This is a genomic window from Citrobacter europaeus (assembly GCA_020099315.1).
GTDB lineage: Bacteria > Pseudomonadota > Gammaproteobacteria > Enterobacterales > Enterobacteriaceae > Citrobacter > Citrobacter europaeus.
In genome coordinates this window covers 4362671-4383564 of record CP083650.1, presented here as the reverse complement: position 1 = coordinate 4383564, position 20894 = coordinate 4362671, and the positions used below count along the sequence as shown (strand labels likewise).

The 20894-nt window shown below is 53.5% G+C and carries 14 protein-coding genes; 4 read left to right on the top strand and 10 right to left on the bottom strand.

Annotation, left to right across the window (positions count from 1 at the left end; all coding sequences use genetic code 11):
* Positions 1-424 precede the first annotated feature (424 nt).
* From uxaC to LA337_20415, 3 genes are all read left to right on the top strand, one after another.
* Entirely contained in the window at positions 425-1837 is a 1413-nt protein-coding gene (gene uxaC, locus LA337_20425; protein ID UBI15499.1) for a glucuronate isomerase, read from the top strand.
* Between the two features lie 161 nt (positions 1838-1998).
* Positions 1999-3486, top strand: a complete 1488-nt coding sequence (locus tag LA337_20420; GenBank protein UBI15498.1) for an altronate dehydratase family protein — start codon at positions 1999-2001, stop codon at positions 3484-3486.
* A 108-nt stretch (positions 3487-3594) separates the two neighbouring features.
* A complete protein-coding gene (locus LA337_20415) occupies positions 3595-4149 on the top strand; it encodes a YgjV family protein (protein ID UBI15497.1) in 555 nt (184 codons plus the stop codon).
* Between the two features lie 16 nt (positions 4150-4165).
* On the opposite strand, the gene sstT is transcribed toward LA337_20415, so the two are convergent.
* The 4 genes from sstT to LA337_20395 all read right to left on the bottom strand — a co-directional run bounded on the left by sstT (position 4166) and on the right by LA337_20395 (position 8463).
* Positions 4166-5410, bottom strand: a complete 1245-nt coding sequence (gene sstT, locus LA337_20410; GenBank protein ID UBI15496.1) for a serine/threonine transporter SstT — start codon at positions 5408-5410, stop codon at positions 4166-4168.
* Between the two features lie 241 nt (positions 5411-5651).
* A complete protein-coding gene (locus LA337_20405; GenBank protein ID UBI15495.1) occupies positions 5652-6620 on the bottom strand; it encodes a TerC family protein in 969 nt (322 codons plus the stop codon).
* A 271-nt stretch (positions 6621-6891) separates the two neighbouring features.
* The gene (locus tag LA337_20400; GenBank protein UBI15494.1) at positions 6892-7890 is read right to left on the bottom strand and encodes a Gfo/Idh/MocA family oxidoreductase; all 999 of its coding nucleotides are present in this window, start codon (positions 7888-7890) and stop codon (positions 6892-6894) included.
* A gap of 72 nt (positions 7891-7962) precedes the next feature.
* Positions 7963-8463, bottom strand: coding sequence for a M48 family metallopeptidase (locus LA337_20395; GenBank protein UBI15493.1), 501 nt, complete (start codon positions 8461-8463; stop codon positions 7963-7965).
* Positions 8464-8665: 202 nt separating this feature from the next.
* Between LA337_20395 and rlmG the strand changes: the two genes are divergently transcribed.
* Positions 8666-9802 (top strand): 23S rRNA (guanine(1835)-N(2))-methyltransferase RlmG, encoded by a 1137-nt coding sequence (gene rlmG / locus LA337_20390; GenBank protein ID UBI15492.1) that lies wholly within the window; start codon positions 8666-8668, stop codon positions 9800-9802.
* A 53-nt stretch (positions 9803-9855) separates the two neighbouring features.
* Here rlmG and LA337_20385 read toward each other — a convergent pair whose 3' ends face one another.
* From LA337_20385 to ebgA, 6 genes are all read right to left on the bottom strand, one after another.
* Positions 9856-11874 (bottom strand): NADPH-dependent 2,4-dienoyl-CoA reductase, encoded by a 2019-nt coding sequence (locus LA337_20385; protein ID UBI15491.1) that lies wholly within the window; start codon positions 11872-11874, stop codon positions 9856-9858.
* A gap of 228 nt (positions 11875-12102) precedes the next feature.
* The gene (gene ygjK / locus LA337_20380; GenBank protein UBI15490.1) at positions 12103-14454 is read right to left on the bottom strand and encodes an alpha-glucosidase; all 2352 of its coding nucleotides are present in this window, start codon (positions 14452-14454) and stop codon (positions 12103-12105) included.
* Between the two features lie 16 nt (positions 14455-14470).
* Complete coding sequence (locus LA337_20375) at positions 14471-15532, bottom strand: hypothetical protein (GenBank protein ID UBI15489.1); 1062 nt, start codon at positions 15530-15532, stop codon at positions 14471-14473.
* Positions 15533-15740: 208 nt separating this feature from the next.
* The gene (locus tag LA337_20370; protein ID UBI15488.1) at positions 15741-17174 is read right to left on the bottom strand and encodes an amino acid permease; all 1434 of its coding nucleotides are present in this window, start codon (positions 17172-17174) and stop codon (positions 15741-15743) included.
* Positions 17175-17239: 65 nt separating this feature from the next.
* Complete coding sequence (locus LA337_20365) at positions 17240-17689, bottom strand: beta-galactosidase subunit beta (GenBank protein ID UBI15487.1); 450 nt, start codon at positions 17687-17689, stop codon at positions 17240-17242.
* Positions 17686-20778 carry a beta-galactosidase subunit alpha gene (gene ebgA, locus LA337_20360; GenBank protein UBI15486.1) on the bottom strand — a complete coding sequence of 1031 codons (3093 nt, stop codon included), beginning with the start codon at positions 20776-20778 and terminating at the stop codon, positions 17686-17688. Before ebgA ends, LA337_20365 begins: the two co-directional genes overlap by 4 nt.
* Positions 20779-20894: the final 116 nt, after the last annotated feature.

The following is a 20894-nucleotide window of genomic DNA, read 5'->3' as shown; positions in this document are numbered from 1 at the left end:
GTTCAGGGAGGAGGATGTTCTTTTACGAGGGGGTAACCGAAAAAAAAGCCGGCACTCCCCGAACTTTGCCATGTCAATAATTGTGCTAATTCGGTTTCCGTACCGGTCAATCCGATGGTGATACATCGGTAATTTGCATTCCGTCGGCTTATGTATCGCGACGGCCAAAAGATAACTTGTCATACAGCTTTAAAAGGTGAGTGCCATCACAAAAGTGTGAATCTTCGTGTGGTCATTATTTCGATTCAGCAAAGCCAGTACTGGCGCGGCTTGACGCGTAATTTACCTCTTTGAGAGTAATTTTTTTGTCACCATTTGTTGATCTAACTCACGAAAATATCTTCAGTGTATGGAAATTGGTGTGATAACTTTGTCAACATCAAAACATAAGCAATCTGACGCACTCGCTGAGAGGAAGACGATAATGACCCCGTTTATGACTGAAGATTTCCTGCTGGACACCGAATTTGCCCGCCGTCTGTATCATGATTACGCCAAAGACCAGCCGATCTTCGATTACCACTGCCATTTACCACCGCAACAAATCGCTGAAAACTACCGTTTTAATAACCTGTATGACATCTGGCTGAAGGGCGACCACTATAAGTGGCGTGCGATGCGCACCAATGGCGTCGCTGAGCGCCTGTGTACCGGCGATGCGTCCGATCGTGAGAAGTTTGACGCCTGGGCCGCGACCGTACCGCACACCATCGGTAACCCGCTGTACCACTGGACCCACCTCGAACTACGTCGTCCGTTTGGTATTACAGGTAAGCTGCTGTCTCCTGCGACTGCCGACGAAATCTGGAACCAATGCAACGAACTGCTGGCGCAGGATAAATTCTCCGCGCGCGGCATCATGCAGCAGATGAACGTGAAAATGGTTGGTACCACCGATGACCCGATCGACTCTCTGGAGCATCACGCGGCCGTTGCTAAAGACGGAAGCTTTGATGTGAAAGTGCTGCCGAGCTGGCGTCCGGATAAAGCTTTCAACATCGAACTGGCAACCTTTAATGACTATATGGCGAAGCTGGGCGAAGTGTCCGACACCGACATTCGTCGCTTCGTAGACCTGCAGACCGCGCTGACCAAACGTCTGGATCACTTCGCGGCTCACGGCTGTAAAGTCTCTGACCACGCGCTGGACGTGGTGCTGTTTGCTGAATCTAACGAATCTGAACTGGATAGTATTCTGGCGCGCCGCCTGGCGGGTGAAACCCTGAGCGAGCATGAAGTAGCCCAGTTTAAAACTGCCGTACTGGTGTTCCTCGGCGCAGAATACGCGCGTCGCGAATGGGTACAGCAGTACCACATCGGCGCGCTGCGTAATAACAACCTGCGTCAGTTCAAACTGCTGGGCGCGGATGTTGGCTTTGACTCCATCAACGACCGTCCGATGGCCGAAGAGCTGTCCAAACTGCTGAGCAAGCAGAACGAACAGAACCTGCTGCCGAAAACCATTCTGTACTGCCTGAACCCGCGCGATAACGAAGTGCTGGGCACCATGATCGGCAACTTCCAGGGCGAAGGTATGCCGGGCAAAATGCAGTTCGGTTCCGGCTGGTGGTTCAACGATCAGAAAGATGGGATGGAACGTCAGATGACGCAACTGGCCCAGCTTGGCCTGCTGAGCCGTTTTGTCGGCATGCTGACCGATAGCCGTAGCTTCCTGTCATACACGCGCCATGAATACTTCCGTCGTATCCTGTGCCAGATGATTGGCCGTTGGGTTGCTGCAGGTGAAGCACCGGCAGATATCCAGTTGCTGGGCGAAATGGTCAGAAATATTTGCTTTAACAATGCGCGTGATTACTTCGCCATTGAACTGAACTAAGAGCCTATCCATTAGGCTATTTTACTTGCCAGTTTGAACCTGGGCAGTGCTCAAAATCCTCACGTACTACGTGTACGCTCCGGTTTTTGCGCGCTGTCCGTGTCCAAACGGGCTGCGACAATATACGCCTACTGAAATAGGCTCTAAGGTCCGGGATTGATATGCAATACATCAAGATCCATGCGCTGGATAACGTCGTGGTAGCGCTCGCTGATTTGGCTGAAGGAACCGAAGTCACCGTTGATGGGCAGGCGGTAACCCTGCGTCAGGCGGTCTCTCGTGGCCATAAATTCGCTTTGCGCGATATTGCGAAAGGCGAAAACGTCATTAAATACGGTTTGCCAATTGGCCATACGCTGGTGGACGTTGCGGCGGGTGAGCATATTCATGCCCACAACACGCGCACGAATCTGAGCGACCTGGACACGTATAGCTACCACCCTGATTTTCAGGCGGAAGTTGCCCAACCGGCGGATCGCGATGTACAGATTTATCGCCGCGCGAACGGTGATGTCGGGGTACGTAACGAACTGTGGATCCTACCGACGGTAGGCTGCGTCAACGCCATGGCGCGTCAGATGCAGAACCGTTTTCTGAAAGAGACCAACGATGCCGAAGGTATTGACGGCGTGCATCTCTTCAGCCACACCTACGGCTGTTCGCAACTGGGCGACGACCACATTAACACCCGCACGATGCTGCAAAACATGGTGCGTCACCCGAATGCGGGTGCGGTGCTGGTGGTGGGCCTTGGTTGTGAAAACAACCAGGTTGATGCCTTCCGTGAAACCTTAGGTGGGTACGATCCTGAGCGCGTTCACTTCATGGTCTGCCAACATCAGGAAGACGAAGTGGAAGCGGGGATTGAACATCTTCATCAGTTGTACAACGTGATGCGTAACGACAAGCGTGAGCCAGGTAAACTGGGCGAGCTGAAGTTTGGTCTGGAATGCGGCGGCTCTGACGGCCTGTCCGGTATTACCGCCAACCCGATGCTGGGCCGTTTTTCGGACTACGTGATTGCCAACGGCGGTACCACCGTGCTGACCGAAGTGCCGGAAATGTTCGGCGCCGAGCAGTTGCTGATGGACCACTGCCGTGACGAAGAAACGTTTGGCAAGCTGGTTACCATGGTCAATGACTTCAAGCAGTACTTCATTGCCCACGACCAACCGATTTACGAGAATCCATCCCCGGGCAACAAAGCGGGCGGTATCACCACGCTGGAAGACAAATCTCTGGGCTGCACGCAAAAAGCGGGATCCAGCCAGGTGGTGGACGTACTGCGCTATGGCGAACGCCTGAAGACGCACGGCCTGAACCTGCTGAGCGCGCCGGGCAACGATGCTGTCGCGACCAGTGCCCTCGCGGGCGCGGGATGTCATATGGTGCTGTTCAGTACCGGTCGCGGTACGCCGTACGGCGGTTTTGTGCCGACGGTGAAAATTGCCACCAACAGCGAACTGGCAGCGAAGAAAAAGCACTGGATCGATTTTGACGCCGGACAGCTGATCCACGGCAAAGCGATGCCGCAGTTACTGGAAGAATTTGTCGATACCATCGTCGATTTCGCTAACGGCAAGCAAACCTGCAACGAGCGGAATGATTTTAGAGAGTTAGCGATATTTAAAAGCGGCGTAACACTTTAATTGTAAAGACGTAGGCCTGATAAGCGCAGCGCCATCAGGCACAAACCGTTGCCGGATGGTGGCGAACTCGCCTTATCCGGCCTACGAGATAGAATTGGGGTTGCTTGCATGACCGCGTATTGGCTGGCCCAGGGCGTAGGTGTCATCGCCTTTCTGATCGGCATTACCACCTTTTTCAATCGCGATGAGCGCCGGTTCCGGCTGCAACTCGCCGTCTATAGCGCCACCATTGGCGTGCATTTTTTCCTGATGGGCGCCTGGCCTGCAGGAATGAGTGCCGAGCTTAACACCATCCGCACACTCGTCTCGATGCATACCCGCAAACTGTGGGTAATGACCGTTTTTATTATCCTCACCCTGGTTCTCGGGCTGGCGAAATTACAGCATGCGATGGAACTGTTGCCGATAATCGGCACGCTGGCCAGCACCTGGGCGCTGTTTCGCTGCCAGGGGTTAACCGTGCGCTGCGTAATGTGGTGCGCAACCGCCTGCTGGGTTATCCATAATTTTTGGTTAGGGTCGATTGGCGGGACGATGATCGAAGGTAGCTTTCTGGTGATGAACGGCCTGAACATTATTCGCTTCCGGCGGATGCAAAAACGCGGCATTGATCCATTCAAAATAGAAAAAAGCGTACAAGAAGAGAACCCCTCCGCCCGATGACGGAGGGGAGCGGAGATTAGCCGCGCAGGGCGTTATTTGCCAGACGCTCGTCTTCAGCCTGGCAGGCCGCAGCGGTAAACAGGACGTCTGTCGAAGAGTTCAGCGCCGTTTCACAGGAATCCTGCAATACGCCGATGATAAAGCCAACGGCAACAACCTGCATGGCGATGTCGTTCGGGATACCGAACATATTACACGCCAGTGGGATCAGAAGCAGAGAACCCCCCGCCACGCCCGATGCGCCGCAGGCGCACAGCGAAGCCACCACGCTCAGTAACAGCGCCGTCGGTAAATCGACCGGAATACCCAGCGTATTCACCGCCGCCAGCGTCAGCACGGTAATGGTGATCGCCGCGCCTGCCATATTGATGGTGGCGCCCAACGGGATAGAGACCGAATAGGTATCACGATCCAGATTCAGCTTCTCACACAGCGCCATATTCACCGGAATATTTGCCGCGGAACTGCGGGTAAAGAAAGCGTACACGCCGCTTTCGCGCAGACAAGCCAGCACCAGCGGATACGGGTTACGGCGAATTTTCCAGAATACCAGCAGCGGGTTGATTACCAACGCCACCAGCAGCATACAACCTACCAGCACGGCCAGCAGTTGAGCGTAGCCCCAAAGCGTGGCAAAACCGGTGGTTGCCAGCGTGGAGGAAACCAGGCCGAAGATCCCGATCGGCGCGAAACGAATCACCAGCCTTACCATAAAGGTGACGGCGTTGGACATATCATTAACCAGGTTTTTGGTCGTTTCATTGCCGTGGCGCAGCGCAAAGCCCAAACCGACGGCCCATACCAGAATACCGATATAGTTGGCGTTAAGCAGGGCATCAATTGGGTTAGAAACCATGCTCATCAGCAGGCTGCGCATCACTTCGACGATACCAGACGGCGGCACAATATCACCGGCGCTACTGGAAAGATGCAGTGTGGATGGGAAGGCGAAACTGAAGACAACGGCTGCTAACGCTGCGGAAAATGTTCCGAGCAGATAGAGGAACAGGATTGGGCGGATATTAGTTTTTTGCCCGTGCTGGTGGTTGGCGATAGAAGCCATCACCAGCATCAAAACCAGAATTGGCGCGACAGCTTTTAATGCGCCGACGAACAGCGTACCCAGCAAACCAACGGCTTCTGCCGCAGGTTTTGACACCAGTGCCAGTAAAATCCCCAGTACCAAACCGATCAAAATTTGTTTAACCAGGCTCCCTTGCGCCAAACGCGAGAGTAGCCCCGATGAACGTTGCGTAGTCATGTAGTGATCCTTTCATTGTGTTGTTGCCTTACCTTTGTGCGTTCTGTAGACGCATCTTTCAGGATGGGCAAATGTTTGCATGGCTGAGTATAAGGAAAGTACGGGGTTCGGGAAGATAAATATCCTGGATTCCGCGTTGAGATCATATTTTATAACTTTGGATTAACATTATTTTGACATGATAAACAAAAAGCCCGACGCACGCAGTGTGCTGTCGGGCTTTTCAGCTAGCAGATGAAACTTACTGAATTTGCTGCTTTTTATCGTGCTGGTGGTTGACCCACGCATTCACAATCAGCGTCACAAACAGAATGCCAAATACTACGCCTAACGAGATAGCGATCGGGATATGGTAGAAATCGACGATCAGCATCTTAATACCGATAAATACCAGAATGACCGACAAACCGTACTTCAGCATGGAGAAACGCTCCGCCACGCCTGCCAGCAGGAAGTACATCGCGCGCAGACCCAAAATAGCAAACAGGTTCGAGGTCAACACGATGAACGGGTCGGTGGTGACGGCAAAGATAGCCGGGATACTGTCGACGGCAAAAATAACGTCGCTCAGTTCAACCAGAATCAACACCAGCATCAGCGGCGTGACAAACAGCAGGCCGTTTTTACGCACAAAGAATTTTTCATCTTCGATGGTATCGGTCATGCGTAAATGGCCGCGCAGCCAGCGTACTAACGGTCTGTCGCCAATACCGGAGGCATCTTCTTTCGCCAGCGCCATCTTCACGCCGGTAAACAACAGGAATGCGCCGAACACGTACAACAACCACTCAAACTGGGTGATAAGCCAACTGCCGGCGAAGATCATGATCGTACGCAGAACAATCGCGCCCAACACGCCATACACCAGCACCCGACGCTGCAACGCAGGCGGTACGGAGAAGTAGCTGAACAGCATTAACCAGACAAAGACGTTATCTACCGCCAGCGATTTTTCGATCAAATAGCCGGTAAGGAACGCCAGCGCCTGCGGGTCGGCAACGGCGCGGCCCTGGGTTTGGGCCAGGTACCACCAGAAGGCGGCGTTAAACAGTAACGACAGCGTTACCCAGACGATTGACCAGGCCGCAGCCTGCTTCATCGACATCGTATGCGCGCCACGACGACCCTGTAACAGCAGGTCGATGGCCAGCATAATAACCACCACGACAGCGAAGCCACCCCATAACAACGGTGTGCCGACAGTATTCATTGTATTTCCCCATGCATAAAAAAAACGGCCAACGCCGAATGGCATTAGCCGCTGCTTTTTATGCATAGACCTTGCCATTCGGCAAGGTCTCACTTACAACAACAAAGGAATACGATGGCGTATTCCTTTGTTATCGCCCGGCGACCGGATGTGGTTTTTCACACATCGTAATGACGATCAACCGACAACGAAGTTACTCCCCTTTGCGGGTTACAAAATATTACAGGCCATGCATTCAGTCAATGGCCTGCAACATTCGTTTTACACACCTTTACGCAGTCAGCGATGCTACCGCTTCGTCTGCCGGAAAAATCACGCCGGTCTGGCGGCGAATCTCCGTTTGCAGTTTGGCGGTGATACGACTGACGGTCAGTGCCGGGTGATCCACTTCGCCGGATTCAACCAAATGAGCAAAAGCCTCTGCCTCATACAGCATAGTATTGATGTGTTGAGGCGTCGTCAGATCCTGCGTTTTCCCCCCGCGAGGAACGAAACACACTTTCTGACACTCGGAGATATGCTCGATGACCAACGATCCCGACTCGCCCTGAATTTCACTGGCTAATACCGAGTCGCTTACTTTTGAGTGCTGGAGCGTAACGCTGAAATCACCGTAATTCAGCACCACCACGCCGTGAGCGTCCACGCCGCTTTCCAGCAGGCTGGCGCTGGCCTGAACGCTCTGCGGCTCGCCCCACAGCGCAACCGCCGAGGCCAGGCAGTAAAAACCGATATCCATAATCGAGCCATTGGAGAATGCCAGATTAAACGTGTTCGGATTTTCACCGTCCAGATAGCGCTGGTAACGCGAGGAGTACTGGCAGTAATTGATAAACGCTTTCCTGATTCTTCCAACTTTGGGGAGCGATTGCTGCAACAGCAGGAAGTTAGGCAGGCTGGCGGTCTTAAACGCTTCAAACAGTACAACCTGATTTTCGCGCGCGCAGGCGATAGCGGCTTCGGCTTGCGTCAGGTTTGAGGCCAGCGGCTTTTCGCAAATAACATGTTTTTTATGCCGCAAAAACAGCTCGGTCTGCGGGAAGTGCAGGGAGTTTGGGCTGGCGATGTAGACAGCGTCGATTGCCTCGCTTTGCGCCATCGCTTCCAGCGAAGTAAACAGATGTTCGACGGGGTAATCGTTGGCGAAGGTCTGCGCCTGCTCAAGGCTACGGGAATAAACTGCGGTTAACTTATATTTGCCGGTTTCATGGGCGGCATCGACAAACTGGCGAGTGATCCAGTTTGTGCCAATTACTGCAAAACGTATCATAAAGGCCTTCAGGCTGCGAAAAGGGATTCTTTCGTCAATTTAGCATGCCCTGAAGACAAAGCCAGTGCGCGACTACGCAGTTTGCTTTAACGATTGTTGCGTTAACCACAGGCGGGTATCGAACTCCAGTTGATGGTACTGAGGTTCCATATGACAGCACAGCTGGTAAAACGCTTTGTCGTGCTCTTTTTCTTTCAGATGCGCCAGTTCATGAACGACGATCATACGCAAAAAGGGTTCCGGGGCATTGCGAAAGACGGTGGCGACGCGGATCTCCGCTTTGGCTTTGAGCTTACCGCCCTGCACGCGAGAAACGGCGGTATGCAGCCCCAACGCATTCTTCAGAACGTGGATCTTGCTGTCATACATGACTTTATTCAGCGGCGGGGCATTGCGCAGAAACTGATTTTTCAGATCCTGCGTATATTGCCAGAGCGCTTTGTCGGTGGCGAAATCGTGGGTGCCCGGATAGCGTTTTTCCAGCACTGCGCCCAGGCGCTGTTCAGCTATCAGCGTTCTCACCTGAGAAAGCAAATGTTCCGGATAGCCCTGGAGGTAAGTTAGTTGGTTCATTCATGTCCCATCCACTTCATCCTTCAAGCTGCCTCTGTGTTGGCTGCGTTCGCGCACCCCAGTCACGTACTAAATGTACGCTCCCGGGGATTCACTCACTTGCCGCCTTGATGCAACTTGAATGATTTTGTGTATTCAAAATGTTGTATACTCACGCACCCTTTTCAGGGATACGCCGAAATTTTACCATTCAGGAGGGCCGATGAGCCACACAGACAACGGTTTCCGTTCACTGACACTTAAACGTTTCCCGGAAACGGACGACGTTAACCCGCTGCTGGCGTGGGAAGCGGCGGATGAATATCTGCTGCAACAGCTGGACGATACCGAGATTAGCGGCCCGGTGCTGATCCTGAATGATACCTTCGGCGCGCTGGGCTGTGCGCTGGCGGAACATACGCCGTACAGCATTGGCGACTCCTATCTCAGCGAGCTTGCCACACGCGAGAACCTGCGCCACAACGATATTGCCGAGTCGAGCGTCAAATTCCTCGACAGCACCGCGGAGTATCCGCAGGCGCCGGGCGTGGTGCTGATAAAGCTGCCAAAAACCATGGCGCTGCTGGAGCAGCAACTGCGCGCGCTGCGCGAAGTGGTAACGCCGCAAACGCGCATTATCGCCGGGGCAAAAGCGCGTGATGTGCATACCTCGACGCTGGAACTGTTTGAAAAAGTGCTGGGTCCAACCACCACGACGCTGGCGTGGAAAAAAGCGCGTCTAATCAACTGTACGTTCAGCAAACCTGAGCTGGCCGCTGCCTCGCAAACGCTGAGCTGGAAGCTGGAAGGTACCGACTGGACTATCCATAACCACGCTAACGTCTTCTCCCGTACCGGGCTGGATATCGGCGCGCGCTTTTTTATCGAGCATCTGCCGGAAAACCTCGAGGGGGAGATTGTGGATCTCGGCTGCGGTAACGGCGTTATCGGTATGACGCTGCTGGCGAAGAACCCGGAAGCCAGCGTGGTATTTGTTGATGAATCGCCGATGGCGGTGGCTTCAAGCCGTTTGAACGTGGAAAGTAACATGCCTGAAGCGCTGGATCGCTGCGAGTTTATGATCAACAACGCGCTGTCTGGCGTCGAACCGTTCCGCTTTAACGCCGTGCTGTGCAACCCTCCGTTCCATCAAAAGCACGCGCTGACGGATAACATTGCCTGGGAGATGTTCCACCACGCCCGCCGCTGCCTGAAAATCAACGGTGAGCTGTACATTGTGGCTAACCGTCACCTCGACTACTTCCACAAGCTGAAGAAGATTTTCGGCAACTGCGTAACCATTGCCACCAATAATAAATTTGTGGTGCTGAAGGCGGTTAAAACCGGTCGTCGTCGCTAACAGGGATGCCGGATGGCGGCTAACGCCTTATCCGGCCTACGAATTACATCCTGTTAAATTTCCAGCGCCAGTCGGGTGCCTTGCGCAATAGCACGTCGGGCATCCAGTTCCATCGCCACATCGCAGCCGCCGATCAGATGCACCGTTTTACCTGCCGCATGGAGCGGATCGACCAGCTCACGGCGCGGCTCTTGTCCGGCGCAAATCACCACGTTATCCACGTTAAAGATCACCGGTTCACCGTTCAGCACGACGTGTAACCCATCATCATCAATCTTCTGATAACTGACTGCAGGGATCATTTTTACGCCGCGTGAGAGCAGGGTGGTGCGATGGATCCACCCCGTCGTTTTACCTAAACCTTGTCCCGGTTTGCTGGCTTTGCGCTGCAGCATCACTATCTGGCGCGGGCTGCGGGATAAGTGCGGACCTTCCGGGCGTAAACCGCCAGGCTGTTGCAGGCTGGTGTCGATCCCCCATTCCACGCAGAACTCCGCAATGTTCTGGCTGGTGGGATCGCCGGGCTGGCTCAGATACATGGCAGTATCGAAACCGATCCCGCCGCATCCAACGATTGCCACGCGTTTGCCCACTGGCGTTTTATCGCGCAGGACGTCGAGATAGCTCAGCACTTTAGGATGTTCGATTCCCTCGATCGGCGGCATGCGCGGCTCGATCCCGCTGGCAAGGATCACTTCGTCGAAGGTGTGCAGATCGCGTGCGCTGACAAAGTGATTCAGCTTTAGCGTCACGCCAGTCACGTCGATCATCCGGCGGTAGTAGCGCAGGGTTTCATAGAATTCTTCTTTGCCGGGGATCTGTTTGGCGATATTAAACTGCCCGCCAATCTCGCCATGCGCGTCAAACAGCGTGACGTGATGTCCGCGTGCAGCAGCATTAATAGCGAAGGCGAGGCCGGCAGGGCCTGCGCCGACAACCGCCAGATTTTTCTGCACAGTTGCCGCAACGATCGGCATTTTGGTTTCATGGCAGGCTCGCGGATTCACCAGACAAGAGGTGACTTTGCCGACGAAGATCTGATCGAGACAGGCCTGGTTACAGCCGATACAGGTGTTGATCTCATCTGCTCGTCCGGTCTGCGCTTTTGACAGCAGTTCGGCATCGGCGAGGAACGGACGGGCCATCGACACCATATCGGCGTCGCCACGGGCCAGAATGTCATCGGCGACCTGGGGGTCGTTAATGCGGTTGGTGGTGACCAGTGGGATCGTCACATGCCCTTTCAGCTTACGCGTCACCCAACTAAACGCGCCGCGCGGTACCGGGGTAGCGATAGTGGGAATACGCGCCTCATGCCAGCCAATACCGGTGTTAATAATGGTGGCCCCGGCGGCTTCTATAGCCTGCGCCAACTGGACGGTTTCGTCGAAGGTTCCACCGTTTTCCACCAGATCGAGCATCGACAGGCGGAAGATAATAATAAAGTCATTCCCGGCACGCTGGCGTACCGCTCGCACCACCTCAACGGCAAAACGCATGCGGTTGGCATACTCACCGCCCCATTGGTCATCGCGCTGGTTGGTACGCAGAGTCAGGAATTCGTTGATGAGATACCCTTCCGAACCCATCACTTCTACGCCATCGTAGCCCGCTTCCCGTGCCAGCTGTGCGCAGTGGGCAAAATCTTCAATCAACTGCAGCACTTCGTCGTGCGTCAGTTCATGCGGCGTAAAGCGGTTGATTGGCGCCTGAATGGCAGAAGGCGCCACCAGATGCGGCTGGTAGCTGTAACGCCCGGTATGCAGAATTTGCAGGGCGATTTTGCCGCCTTCATCATGCACGGCGTCGGTAATGACACGATGGTGTGCAAGCTGGCTGGTGTCGTTGAGCATCGCGCCACCTTCCATCCCTACGCCGGAAAGCGCAGGCGCAATGCCTCCGCTCACAATCAGAGCCACACCGTGACGAGCGCGTTCGGCGTAGAACGCGGCCAGCCGTTGGGCGCCGTCGGGATACTCCTCCAGCCCGGTATGCATTGAACCCATCAGCACGCGGTTTTTAAGCGTGGTGAAGCCTAAATCGAGCGGGGCGAACAGCGACGGATAGCTCATAAAGGTGTCCAGTATGTAAAATTATTGTTATGTGGTCGGATGAGTTAATAATTTAGCCGTCACCGCGTAAAAGGGAAAAGGGGAATGCCGTGATTGTGATGGGATTCAAAAAAGGAGTGGGAGCAGAGAATGAATTTGCCGAATGTCGGTGCAAGCACCTAACCCGGCCGGTGAAAATGTGTCTTTTGGGCCGGATGAGCGAAACGTCATCCGGCAAAATGCTACCGATTACTGTTTTTTAAGAAAATCGTTATACAGCATATAGAGATGCGCCGCGCTCCAGGAGAAGTTCGGTGCGCCCTGTTGTGCGCCGGTCAATGGGTTATAGTTTTCCTGAATCGGACCGTCTGCGGTCAGGCCTTTGGCGTGGCTGAAGAAGGTATCCGCCAGTTTTAACGCTTCATCGCGATAGCCGTAACGCTCCATCCCTTTTAGCCCGAACCAGAACTGATCCACCCAGACGCGCCCGCGCCAGTATATATCCGCGCCGAAAGCCGGGTTGGTCAACGCCGCCGTGCCAAGCGGGACAAAGGTGTTGAACTCTTTGGGGTCGAGCATCACCTTAACCACCGCATCCGCATGGGTCTGCGTCGCCGCACCGTTAAACAGCGGCGACCAGCCTTCCGGCCCTTTGCCGCGTTCGACGATCGGTTTACCTGCACAGCCGTTTGCCAGCGGGGTATCTTCGATCCTGACGTCATAGAAGAATTGGGTGTCAGGGTCGAACATACAGGTATTGATGTAATCCGCGAGATTTTGCGCCAACTGGCGGTAGCGCTGCGCCTCCTGGTGTTTACCTAGCAGGGTCGCCATCTGCGCCAGATAATGGTTGTCGCTGTACATGTAGCTGGCCTGATCCACCGACTCCTGCATTAGCGAGTAACCCAGCAACTTACCGTCTTTACTGCGGTTTTCGGCAAATTTCACCACCCAGTCGCTGCGTTTTCCACCGCTCGCGACATATTTATCCAGTTGATCTTTATCGATAAAACCGAATACTGCCGCATCATCACGACCGGACTCCCACGAGGCGGCAACCTGTGCCGGGATCTCCAGGCTGTCATACTGGCCTTTATCGATCACGGCGGCGTAGTTGTTCAGTCCAAAGAGGGTTTCTTCCTTGTCGCCTTTTTTCACCGTAAACAGCATTTCACCGCTGTCGGTATTGTGGGCTTTATCGCGCGTAGCGCCGTATTCCGGCACGCCGTTGCCGTTGTGATCGCGGTTACGCAGCCACCAGTCGTGATACGCCACCAGTTTTGGATACATCTCTTCGAGCCAGGCCTTGTCTTTGGTGACGTTGTAAACCTCCATCACCGACCAGGCCGCCAGGCTGGGTTTGGTGTTGCGCTCGTTCCAGTTACCGCCGTCGCCGCCGCGTTCCGGGCTGAGATTCCAGGCAATCAGGTCGGGAAGGAATCCGGCATCCTGCGCACGAACCGGATCGCCAGGTTTAACCTGCCATGAAAAGACGGCGCGAATGTTCTCTTTGGCGATATCCGGGTTAAAGTGCGCCATGGCGAAGGCCTGCTTCCAGGTGTCCCACGGCCAGGTTTGGTTGCCGGAGAACCAGCGGCCGGTGACCGAAGGCGTCACGGTATTGTGTTTTACCGCCCCGCCTGGCGAGCGCCAGTTGCCGTTCAGCGTTTCAATAGCTTTAACCGCGACCCGGGTTTGTTCCGTTGTGGCATCCGGGTTGGTTAAGCCTTTTTGCAGATAATCTGCCCAGCGCTTTTGCGATGCCGCAAGATACCAGGCCGGGCGAGCCAGAATATCGCGGATCTGCGGCTGCTCTTTCGCCACATCCTCGGCGGTAAGCAGATGAGAATAGGTGGTGTAGAAAGTGGTTGAACCTTTGATATGGGCCTTCCCCATGAAGCGATGACCGTTAACCATCGTTTTCATGGCGACAGATTTATGCACCTGATACTCCGACTCACCGGAGGTGAGCAGATCCCAGGTTGAGCGCACTTTGCCGAAGGTGACTTTCAGGCCATCGTGTGTGGCGGTGATTTTGCGCTGATAGCCAGGGAATTCGCCATCAATGGTTTTATCTGACAGCGCTTTTCCCTCTTTGGCTTCCAGCTTCGATAGCAGGTCGCCGTCCCACACCAGATCCAGCGGCGTGTCGCTGGTGATTTTGGTTTCCAGCAGCGAGGTGCGGGGACTGGCAAAACGCAGCGTCATCTCTATTTGCACATGCTTAGATGACAGCTTTTGCACCAGCGCGCCCGGAATGCTGTAGGCCTCAGGTGCGAAATCGACCTTTTTACCGTGCTGGTACACCGTCAGACGGTCAAAATTATTGGCCATAAAATTGATGTATTCTTCGGTCAGCAATGCCACGCCCGGAAAGCCGCCCATCGTGGCGGGACCGTCCGGCAGCAAATGACCGTGCCAGGCGCCAAGATCGAAAAAGGGATTAAAGCGCTGGTGGTCGTCGTGATCGTAGTCATGCATGTAGCCCGGCGCACCGGTGCGATTAATGATGTTTTTAAAGTCGTCAGCAGTGGCGGCATGCGCGGAGACGTTCATCAGCAGGATGCAGGCCAGCGGCGTAAGAAGAGGTTTCATGTTCATGGTGTTCCGGTCCTTGTTACCAATAGAAATATTGCATCAGGAAGATTTGGTCGCTCGGGTCGCCAGATGCATTCTGCATATAGAACCGGCTGTCGAAGGCGGTAGCGAAACGTCCGCCGCCGTATTCATACCAGATACCGAACTGCATAAAGGAAGTGGTTTCGTCCTCATAGCTATCCGGTCGGTGTTTGGCGTAACTATAAGCGGTGGAGAGGTAAACGCCTTTTAGTGCTTCATACATCGCGCTGACCATAAAGCCGGTCTCGGTGCCGGGCACATCCAGCCCGTCGGCGCGGCCCGTGTGGTGCCAGGCGCGGGCGGCGAAGTTGGGCGAGAGGATACCGGTCAGGAACAACTGTCCGGTACCATCCGTTATCTCCAGGCCGTTCATCCAGGTTACGCCTTCGATCAGATCGTACTGGATGTAGCCGTTCATCATGGCCGGATAGGTATATTTATCGTCGTAGCGATCGTATTTACCAAAGTGCAGCCAGGCTTTGCTCTCGTCGTGGTGTCCGGCGGGCGTCGCGGTCACGCTGTAGCGCAAAGGACCGGTCAGGTTTTGCACTTTAATGGCGGTCATGATGTCGCGGGTATTAGGAATGACGTAGCCCAGGTCTGGAGTGAAATCCCCCCACCATTGCAGGTCATCCAGCGAAGAGTCCTGGCGCAGGCTGAGCATCAGCTCCGTGCCATCATCGGTGCGGTAACCACCGTAAAAGCGGTTGATCCCGCCTTCGAATCCGCCCCAGCTATGGTCAGGAACCCAGGCATTGCCCTGATGGTCCGCTTGTACGGTCCAGCCCTCGCCGTAGATCAGACCAAACCACGAGCCGTGTTTTATCTCCAGGCCACCTTCTATATAGGTACCATCGCTGTACTTATGTTTATCTTTTCCTTCTAAATCCATATATCCACCCATGCCCAATTCGCCATAAAAACGAAATGACGGGGAAGATATTTCGGGCGTTTTCGTGTCGTCGTGTTCTGCAGGGCGAACTTCTTCTGCACCCAGAGAGGAGATGCAGAAAAAGGGCAGGGCAAGAATTGCCCTGCAACAGAGGCTAATGTTTTTCATGCTTCGATCCTAAGCCAAATAAAAGATAATTTTTATTGTTATATACCCGTCATACTTCAAGCTGCATGTGCGTTAGCTACGTTCGTTCACCCCAGTCACATAGTTATCTATGCTCCTGGGAATTCACTCACTTGCCGCCTTCATGCAACTCGAATTATTTTGGTTATAGCCTTGGCGAATATTGTTTATTGTTATTCTGTTTTAGTCATTAATTGATATCTGAAGCAGGGGCCGCCTCAATAGCTTTTTCTTCTTTGGTCAGCCCTTTGATGTATTTACTGTATTTCCACCAGGCGAAGCCGAGGAAAATAACAATGCCACCAACGTTATAGAAAATAATGGTTATGATGTTACCGCCGGTCGGGAAGGTAGAGGCGATAAATCCGATGGTGAAAAGAACAATCAGCATCGAGACCACAATAATGCCGGTTTTTTGTGAACCCATACGGAAGTCACGCGGTAAGTGATCCAGTTTTGCGCGCAGATTCAGGTAAGCCAGCATAATAAACAGCGGCGGCAGCATCGATGCGGCGGCTGTCATGTTGATGATGGTGTTCATTAAATCCTGCACGGTATTGGAGCCGAGGGTTGGGATAATCATCAGCGGGATAACGATCAGGAACTGGATCCACGCTGCGCGGGCCGGAACGCCATTTTCATTCAGTTCGACGGTTTTTTTACCGAAAATACCCGCCGGAATTTCAGAGAAGAAGATCTTCACCGGCGTGGCGGTCCACATCAGCAGAGAGCCGAACATCGCGGTAAAGGAGACCAGGCCGACAAAGCGGTTCACGACCAGTTCCGGCAGGCCGAAATATGCCGCCAGGCCGTGGAATACCTGCACCGAACCACCGGTAAACTTCAGCTCTTTGCTGCTGACAAAGACGTTGATCAGCACCGAGGAGATGGAATAGAGCACGCCGATAAAAATCCCGGCAATGATAATGACCTTCACGAATGATTTGGAACCACCCTTGACGTCATTGACGTACACCGCCACCGACTCTGCGCCGCCTGCAGCCATAAAGATCCAGGTGGTGATACCCAGGAAGGCCCAGTTAAAATTCGGGATCATTGCGTCTACGGTGATAGGGTCAGCAGGCTGTACGCCGCCAACCAGCGCAGTACCCGCCAGTAAGATATAGGATAGCGTCAGCAGCAGCATCAACGTGGAGGTGACTGAGGTAATTGGTCCTAACATTTTTGCGCCGTTGGTCGAAACCCAGGTGGAGAAGGCAAACAGCACCATACTTAACACGGTAGTCGCGAACGGCGTCAGAATGTATTCGTAGCCTAAAAAAGCATATGAGGCGTAGGCGATAACGCGGGGCAAAAGCGAGGTAAAAAAGAACAGATTAACGAACCAGTAGGTGTAGGCGGTAATAAATGCCCAACGTCCGCCCAGCGAACTTTTTACCCATGCGTAGACACCGGCTTCGGAGTTTTTATTCAGCGAAACAAATTCGGCGATGATTAAACAGAATGGAATAAAGTAGAAAATCGTCGCGAGGAAAAACATCGGTGCGGATGCCAGACCAAGCTCAATATTATTATTGATTACGTTATTAAAACTATAAACCGCGGCAAAAGTGAGTGAAAGTAAGCCGAACTTGCCGATGGTATTGCGTTTGGTATCAGACATAGCACATCTCCGATTCCTGATTATTATAGGGTACTGGCGGCGCAACGTCGGCGCCGCCTGTGTTTTTATTTATTATGAAAATAACCATCTTCGATGGTGACTTTGAGTACGACTTTTTTCACTGCGTTATTACAAATAAAACGATAGGCCTCATGGTTGTCACAAATAACCATTTGTCCTTCGTGCACTTCTACGGTTTTTCCACAACCTTTCAGATATTCGCGATCGGTTTCATCGCGATAGTATTCAACCACCTGGAGATCCTCTTTGGCGGCATACTCTATTTTTTGCTGTCCTTGCAGGTAGTAATGGATCTCAAAATAACGACGATGGCCGGTAAACAGCGCATCGGTCGCGGAGTCTGTTTCCACGCGGTAGCTCAGGGAATCACCGATCGAGTGGGCGACGCCTGGCTGAATATTGTCAATATTTTCAATAGCCTCGACGCAGCGTTGCCATTTCCGACCCGAAGCATAGCGTTGCTGGAACTGCTCTAAGTTGTCGATGATCCTCATTTTGTATTCTCGCTGTGCAAATTCGTGGAAAAGAATCCGGTGCCAAAGGCGCGGTTGGCGGTGGTTTGAGCGCCAGACTCGCTGCCGGAAAATGGCAACAACGTGAAGCCGTAGCTGAATGATGTAAACCAGACGCGCCAGGAATCGAGCACCTCACTTCCCCACGAATTGGAACCTAGTCCCAACAACTGGTGGTCCAGATTCAGGGTGATGTCATCGCTACGCTGTAGCGCGTTGCAGTGCTGTGCGGCGAAGATATTTTCTGGCGTATAGCGCCAGGAGCTCAGGTTGACAGGGCGCTGCCCAACCACCAGAAGACCGTTGCCGTGGCGGTTGGTTAGCGTTGCCCAGCGCACGTCCTGACGATTGCCGTTGTTTTGCGGGAACGGATAATTTTCGAACATCTCATCCACGCTGCTGCGCCAGATGTCGATGATGTTGGCCTGCTGGCTATCGGCATAGTTTTCACCGGGACCACGTCCGTAATATGCCACCTGGCCCAAATCACCGTTGATGCCTATCGTGAAGCCGATGCACGGAATGATGTCCCGGTACTCTCCGTAAGGCTGGCCGGAAAGCTCTACGTTCAACTGACCGTCCGCGGCAATGCGCCAGCGATAGGTGCAGCGCATACCGAAATCGAATACCGGCGGGGCGATAATGGTCTGGCTGGTTATCAGCAGCGCATCATCGGTTTGCTCAAGGGTAAATTCGCGCAGATGCTCCTGCATAATCTGTAAATGATTCGGCTGCCAGAGGCCTTCGAACTCTTGCTTGTGGTTATCAATGGTCGGTTTGAAGAAATTAATCTTCGGCTCGCGGGTAATCAGCTCTTCGCCATTGACGTTCCAGGCGATCGGCTTACCGGTCAGCTTTGAGAAGGTCAGATGGAAGTTATAACCGCGAACGGTGAAGCTCTGGCGGCTGTCTTCCAGCGTCAGAGGGGTGGAGTTTTGCAGTCTAAACGGTACAGTAGCCGCCGTTCTGGCTTTCAGCGGAAACTGATACGTCGCGATGTGATGCCCGGCTTCGCTGTATAGCGTGCGGGAATCTTTCGTCACGCTGACGTTAAGGAACGCTTCGCGCGCATCCAGCTCCGGCAGTGCGCATTGCAGGAGCGCATCGCTGTTGGGAGGAACGTCACGTAGTTTTATCTGCTGAACAGAGAGCGTATCTCCTTCGGCGCGAACCTCAATATGCAAGGTGTAGTCGTCAAGCGTGGTGAACCACAGTTTGTTTTCTACCCGCAGTTCGCCGCGAGCCAGATCCTGTGCGCGTACTTTCACTGGCGCAATTACCTGCTTGTACTCTTGCAGTCCTGGTCCTGGGGTTTGATCGGAATAAATCAGGCCATCAAGGCAGAAGTTGTAGTTGTTCGGATAGTCGCCGTAGTCGCCGCCATAGTTGTACCAGACGTTGCCGTCGTCATCTTTGGCCTGAATCCCGTGATCGCACCACTCCCAGACATAGTGCCCCTGAATGCAATCATGCTGATAGAAGACGTTCTGATATTCCGTTAGCCCGCCGGGACCGTTACCCATGGCGTGCGCATACTCGCAGATGATGCGTGGCTTAGGATGCGGATATTCACCAAACTCATTCATCAGCGGCACGCGGGTGTACATGGTGGAGATGATATCCACCACTTCGGCGTCACGATCTTCTTCGTAATGGATCAAACGCGTGTCATCCAGCGCTTTTGCAGCGTGATACATGGCGCGGATGTTACAGCCGTATCCGGATTCGTTGCCGAGTGACCAGATGACGATCGACGGGTGGTTTTTCTGCGCATGGACGTGGCGCACGATGCGCTCAACGTAGACATTTTCCCATAGCGGATCGTCGGTTATCCGGCTGATATCGCCGATATTAGCGAAGCCGTGAGATTCAACGTCGGTTTCGGCCATCACGAACAGACCGTAGATATCGCACAATTCATAGAAGCGCGGATCGTTCGGGTAATGGGCGGTGCGTACGGAGTTGATATTGTGCTGCTTCATTAACAGCAGATCTTTTTCAACGCGATCCATACCGACCGCGCGGCCCTTAAGATGATCGTTATCGTGGCGGTTAACGCCATGCAGCATCACGTAGCGATTATTGATGTAAAACAGACCGTCGCGAACTTTAATATCGCGGAATCCGACGCGCTGTGGCACGACTTCAAGGATGTTGCCGCTGGCATCTTTCAGCGTCATCACCAGATGGTAGAGATACGGCGATTCCGCCGACCACTGCTGCGGCGCGCTGACCTTGAAATTAAACGCGGTCTGCGTTTGTTTATCCACCTTCAGGGTATTAATCACGCCGCTATGCAGCACCTGCTCAGCGTCAAACAAGGTGTATTCGAGCGACGCTATCGCCGGCGTGGCGGCCAGGTTTTCCAGCGCAATGTCGCAAGAGAGGGTGGCGTCGCGATAGTCATCATCGAACTCGGTGCGAACGGTAAAATCCTGAATATGGGTCGCCTGTTTGCCTACCAGATAGACGTCGCGGAAAATTCCCGCCGACCACCACATGTCCTGGTCTTCAACGTAGGTGGAATCAGCCCATTGCATTACGCGAACGCACAGCAGGTTGTCACCGGTGCGCACCATTGCGCTGATATCAAATTCGGCCGTCAGGCGGCTGCCTTTGCTGAAGCCAACGTACTGACCATTCACGTAAACTTCGAAGTAGGTTTCTACGCCATCAAACTTTATCAGCGTCTGTTTGCCCTGCCAGCCTTCGCTGAGGGAGAAAATGCGCTGGTAGGCTCCGGTGGGGTTATTGGTCGGAACGTAGGGGACGTCAATCGGGAAAGGAAAACCTTCGTCGGTATACTGCAGCTTACCGTGTCCTTCCATCTGCCACATGCCAGGGACGGTGATGCTGCCCCAGTCGTTCATAAATTGCGACGTAAAGGCTTCCGGCACCTGTAGCGGATGCTCAAAGAACTGAAAATTCCACTGACCGCTTAACAGCTGAAAGAGGCTGCTGGTTTCGCGGGCAAACGAGCGAGCCTGCGCAACGGAGTCATAAGAGAAAAAATATGCGCGTGGCGCTAGTCGATTTTCGTGGGTGAGCTGAATGTTTTCCCAGCGATTCATAAGGCCTCCCGGTGGAGAAAAATCGGAACCATTCATTGTAATGGTGAGTAAGTGTAATTGATGGTGATTTTAGTAAAAGTTTTACTAAAATATAGCGAATGAAGTGATTTACTTTA

Excerpts from the sequence above, each read along its gene's own strand:
- uxaC (UBI15499.1), top strand. The coding sequence starts at position 425 with ATGACCCCGTTTATGACTGAAGATTTCCTGCTGGACACCGAATTTGCC.
- LA337_20420 (UBI15498.1), top strand. The coding sequence starts at position 1,999 with ATGCAATACATCAAGATCCATGCGCTGGATAACGTCGTGGTAGCGCTC.
- LA337_20415 (UBI15497.1), top strand. The coding sequence starts at position 3,595 with ATGACCGCGTATTGGCTGGCCCAGGGCGTAGGTGTCATCGCCTTTCTG.
- sstT (UBI15496.1), bottom strand. The coding sequence starts at position 5,410 with ATGACTACGCAACGTTCATCGGGGCTACTCTCGCGTTTGGCGCAAGGG.
- LA337_20405 (UBI15495.1), bottom strand. The coding sequence starts at position 6,620 with ATGAATACTGTCGGCACACCGTTGTTATGGGGTGGCTTCGCTGTCGTG.
- LA337_20400 (UBI15494.1), bottom strand. The coding sequence starts at position 7,890 with ATGATACGTTTTGCAGTAATTGGCACAAACTGGATCACTCGCCAGTTT.
- LA337_20395 (UBI15493.1), bottom strand. The coding sequence starts at position 8,463 with ATGAACCAACTAACTTACCTCCAGGGCTATCCGGAACATTTGCTTTCT.
- rlmG (UBI15492.1), top strand. The coding sequence starts at position 8,666 with ATGAGCCACACAGACAACGGTTTCCGTTCACTGACACTTAAACGTTTC.
- LA337_20385 (UBI15491.1), bottom strand. The coding sequence starts at position 11,874 with ATGAGCTATCCGTCGCTGTTCGCCCCGCTCGATTTAGGCTTCACCACG.
- ygjK (UBI15490.1), bottom strand. The coding sequence starts at position 14,454 with ATGAACATGAAACCTCTTCTTACGCCGCTGGCCTGCATCCTGCTGATG.
- LA337_20375 (UBI15489.1), bottom strand. The coding sequence starts at position 15,532 with ATGAAAAACATTAGCCTCTGTTGCAGGGCAATTCTTGCCCTGCCCTTT.
- LA337_20370 (UBI15488.1), bottom strand. The coding sequence starts at position 17,174 with ATGTCTGATACCAAACGCAATACCATCGGCAAGTTCGGCTTACTTTCA.
- LA337_20365 (UBI15487.1), bottom strand. The coding sequence starts at position 17,689 with ATGAGGATCATCGACAACTTAGAGCAGTTCCAGCAACGCTATGCTTCG.
- ebgA (UBI15486.1), bottom strand. The coding sequence starts at position 20,778 with ATGAATCGCTGGGAAAACATTCAGCTCACCCACGAAAATCGACTAGCG.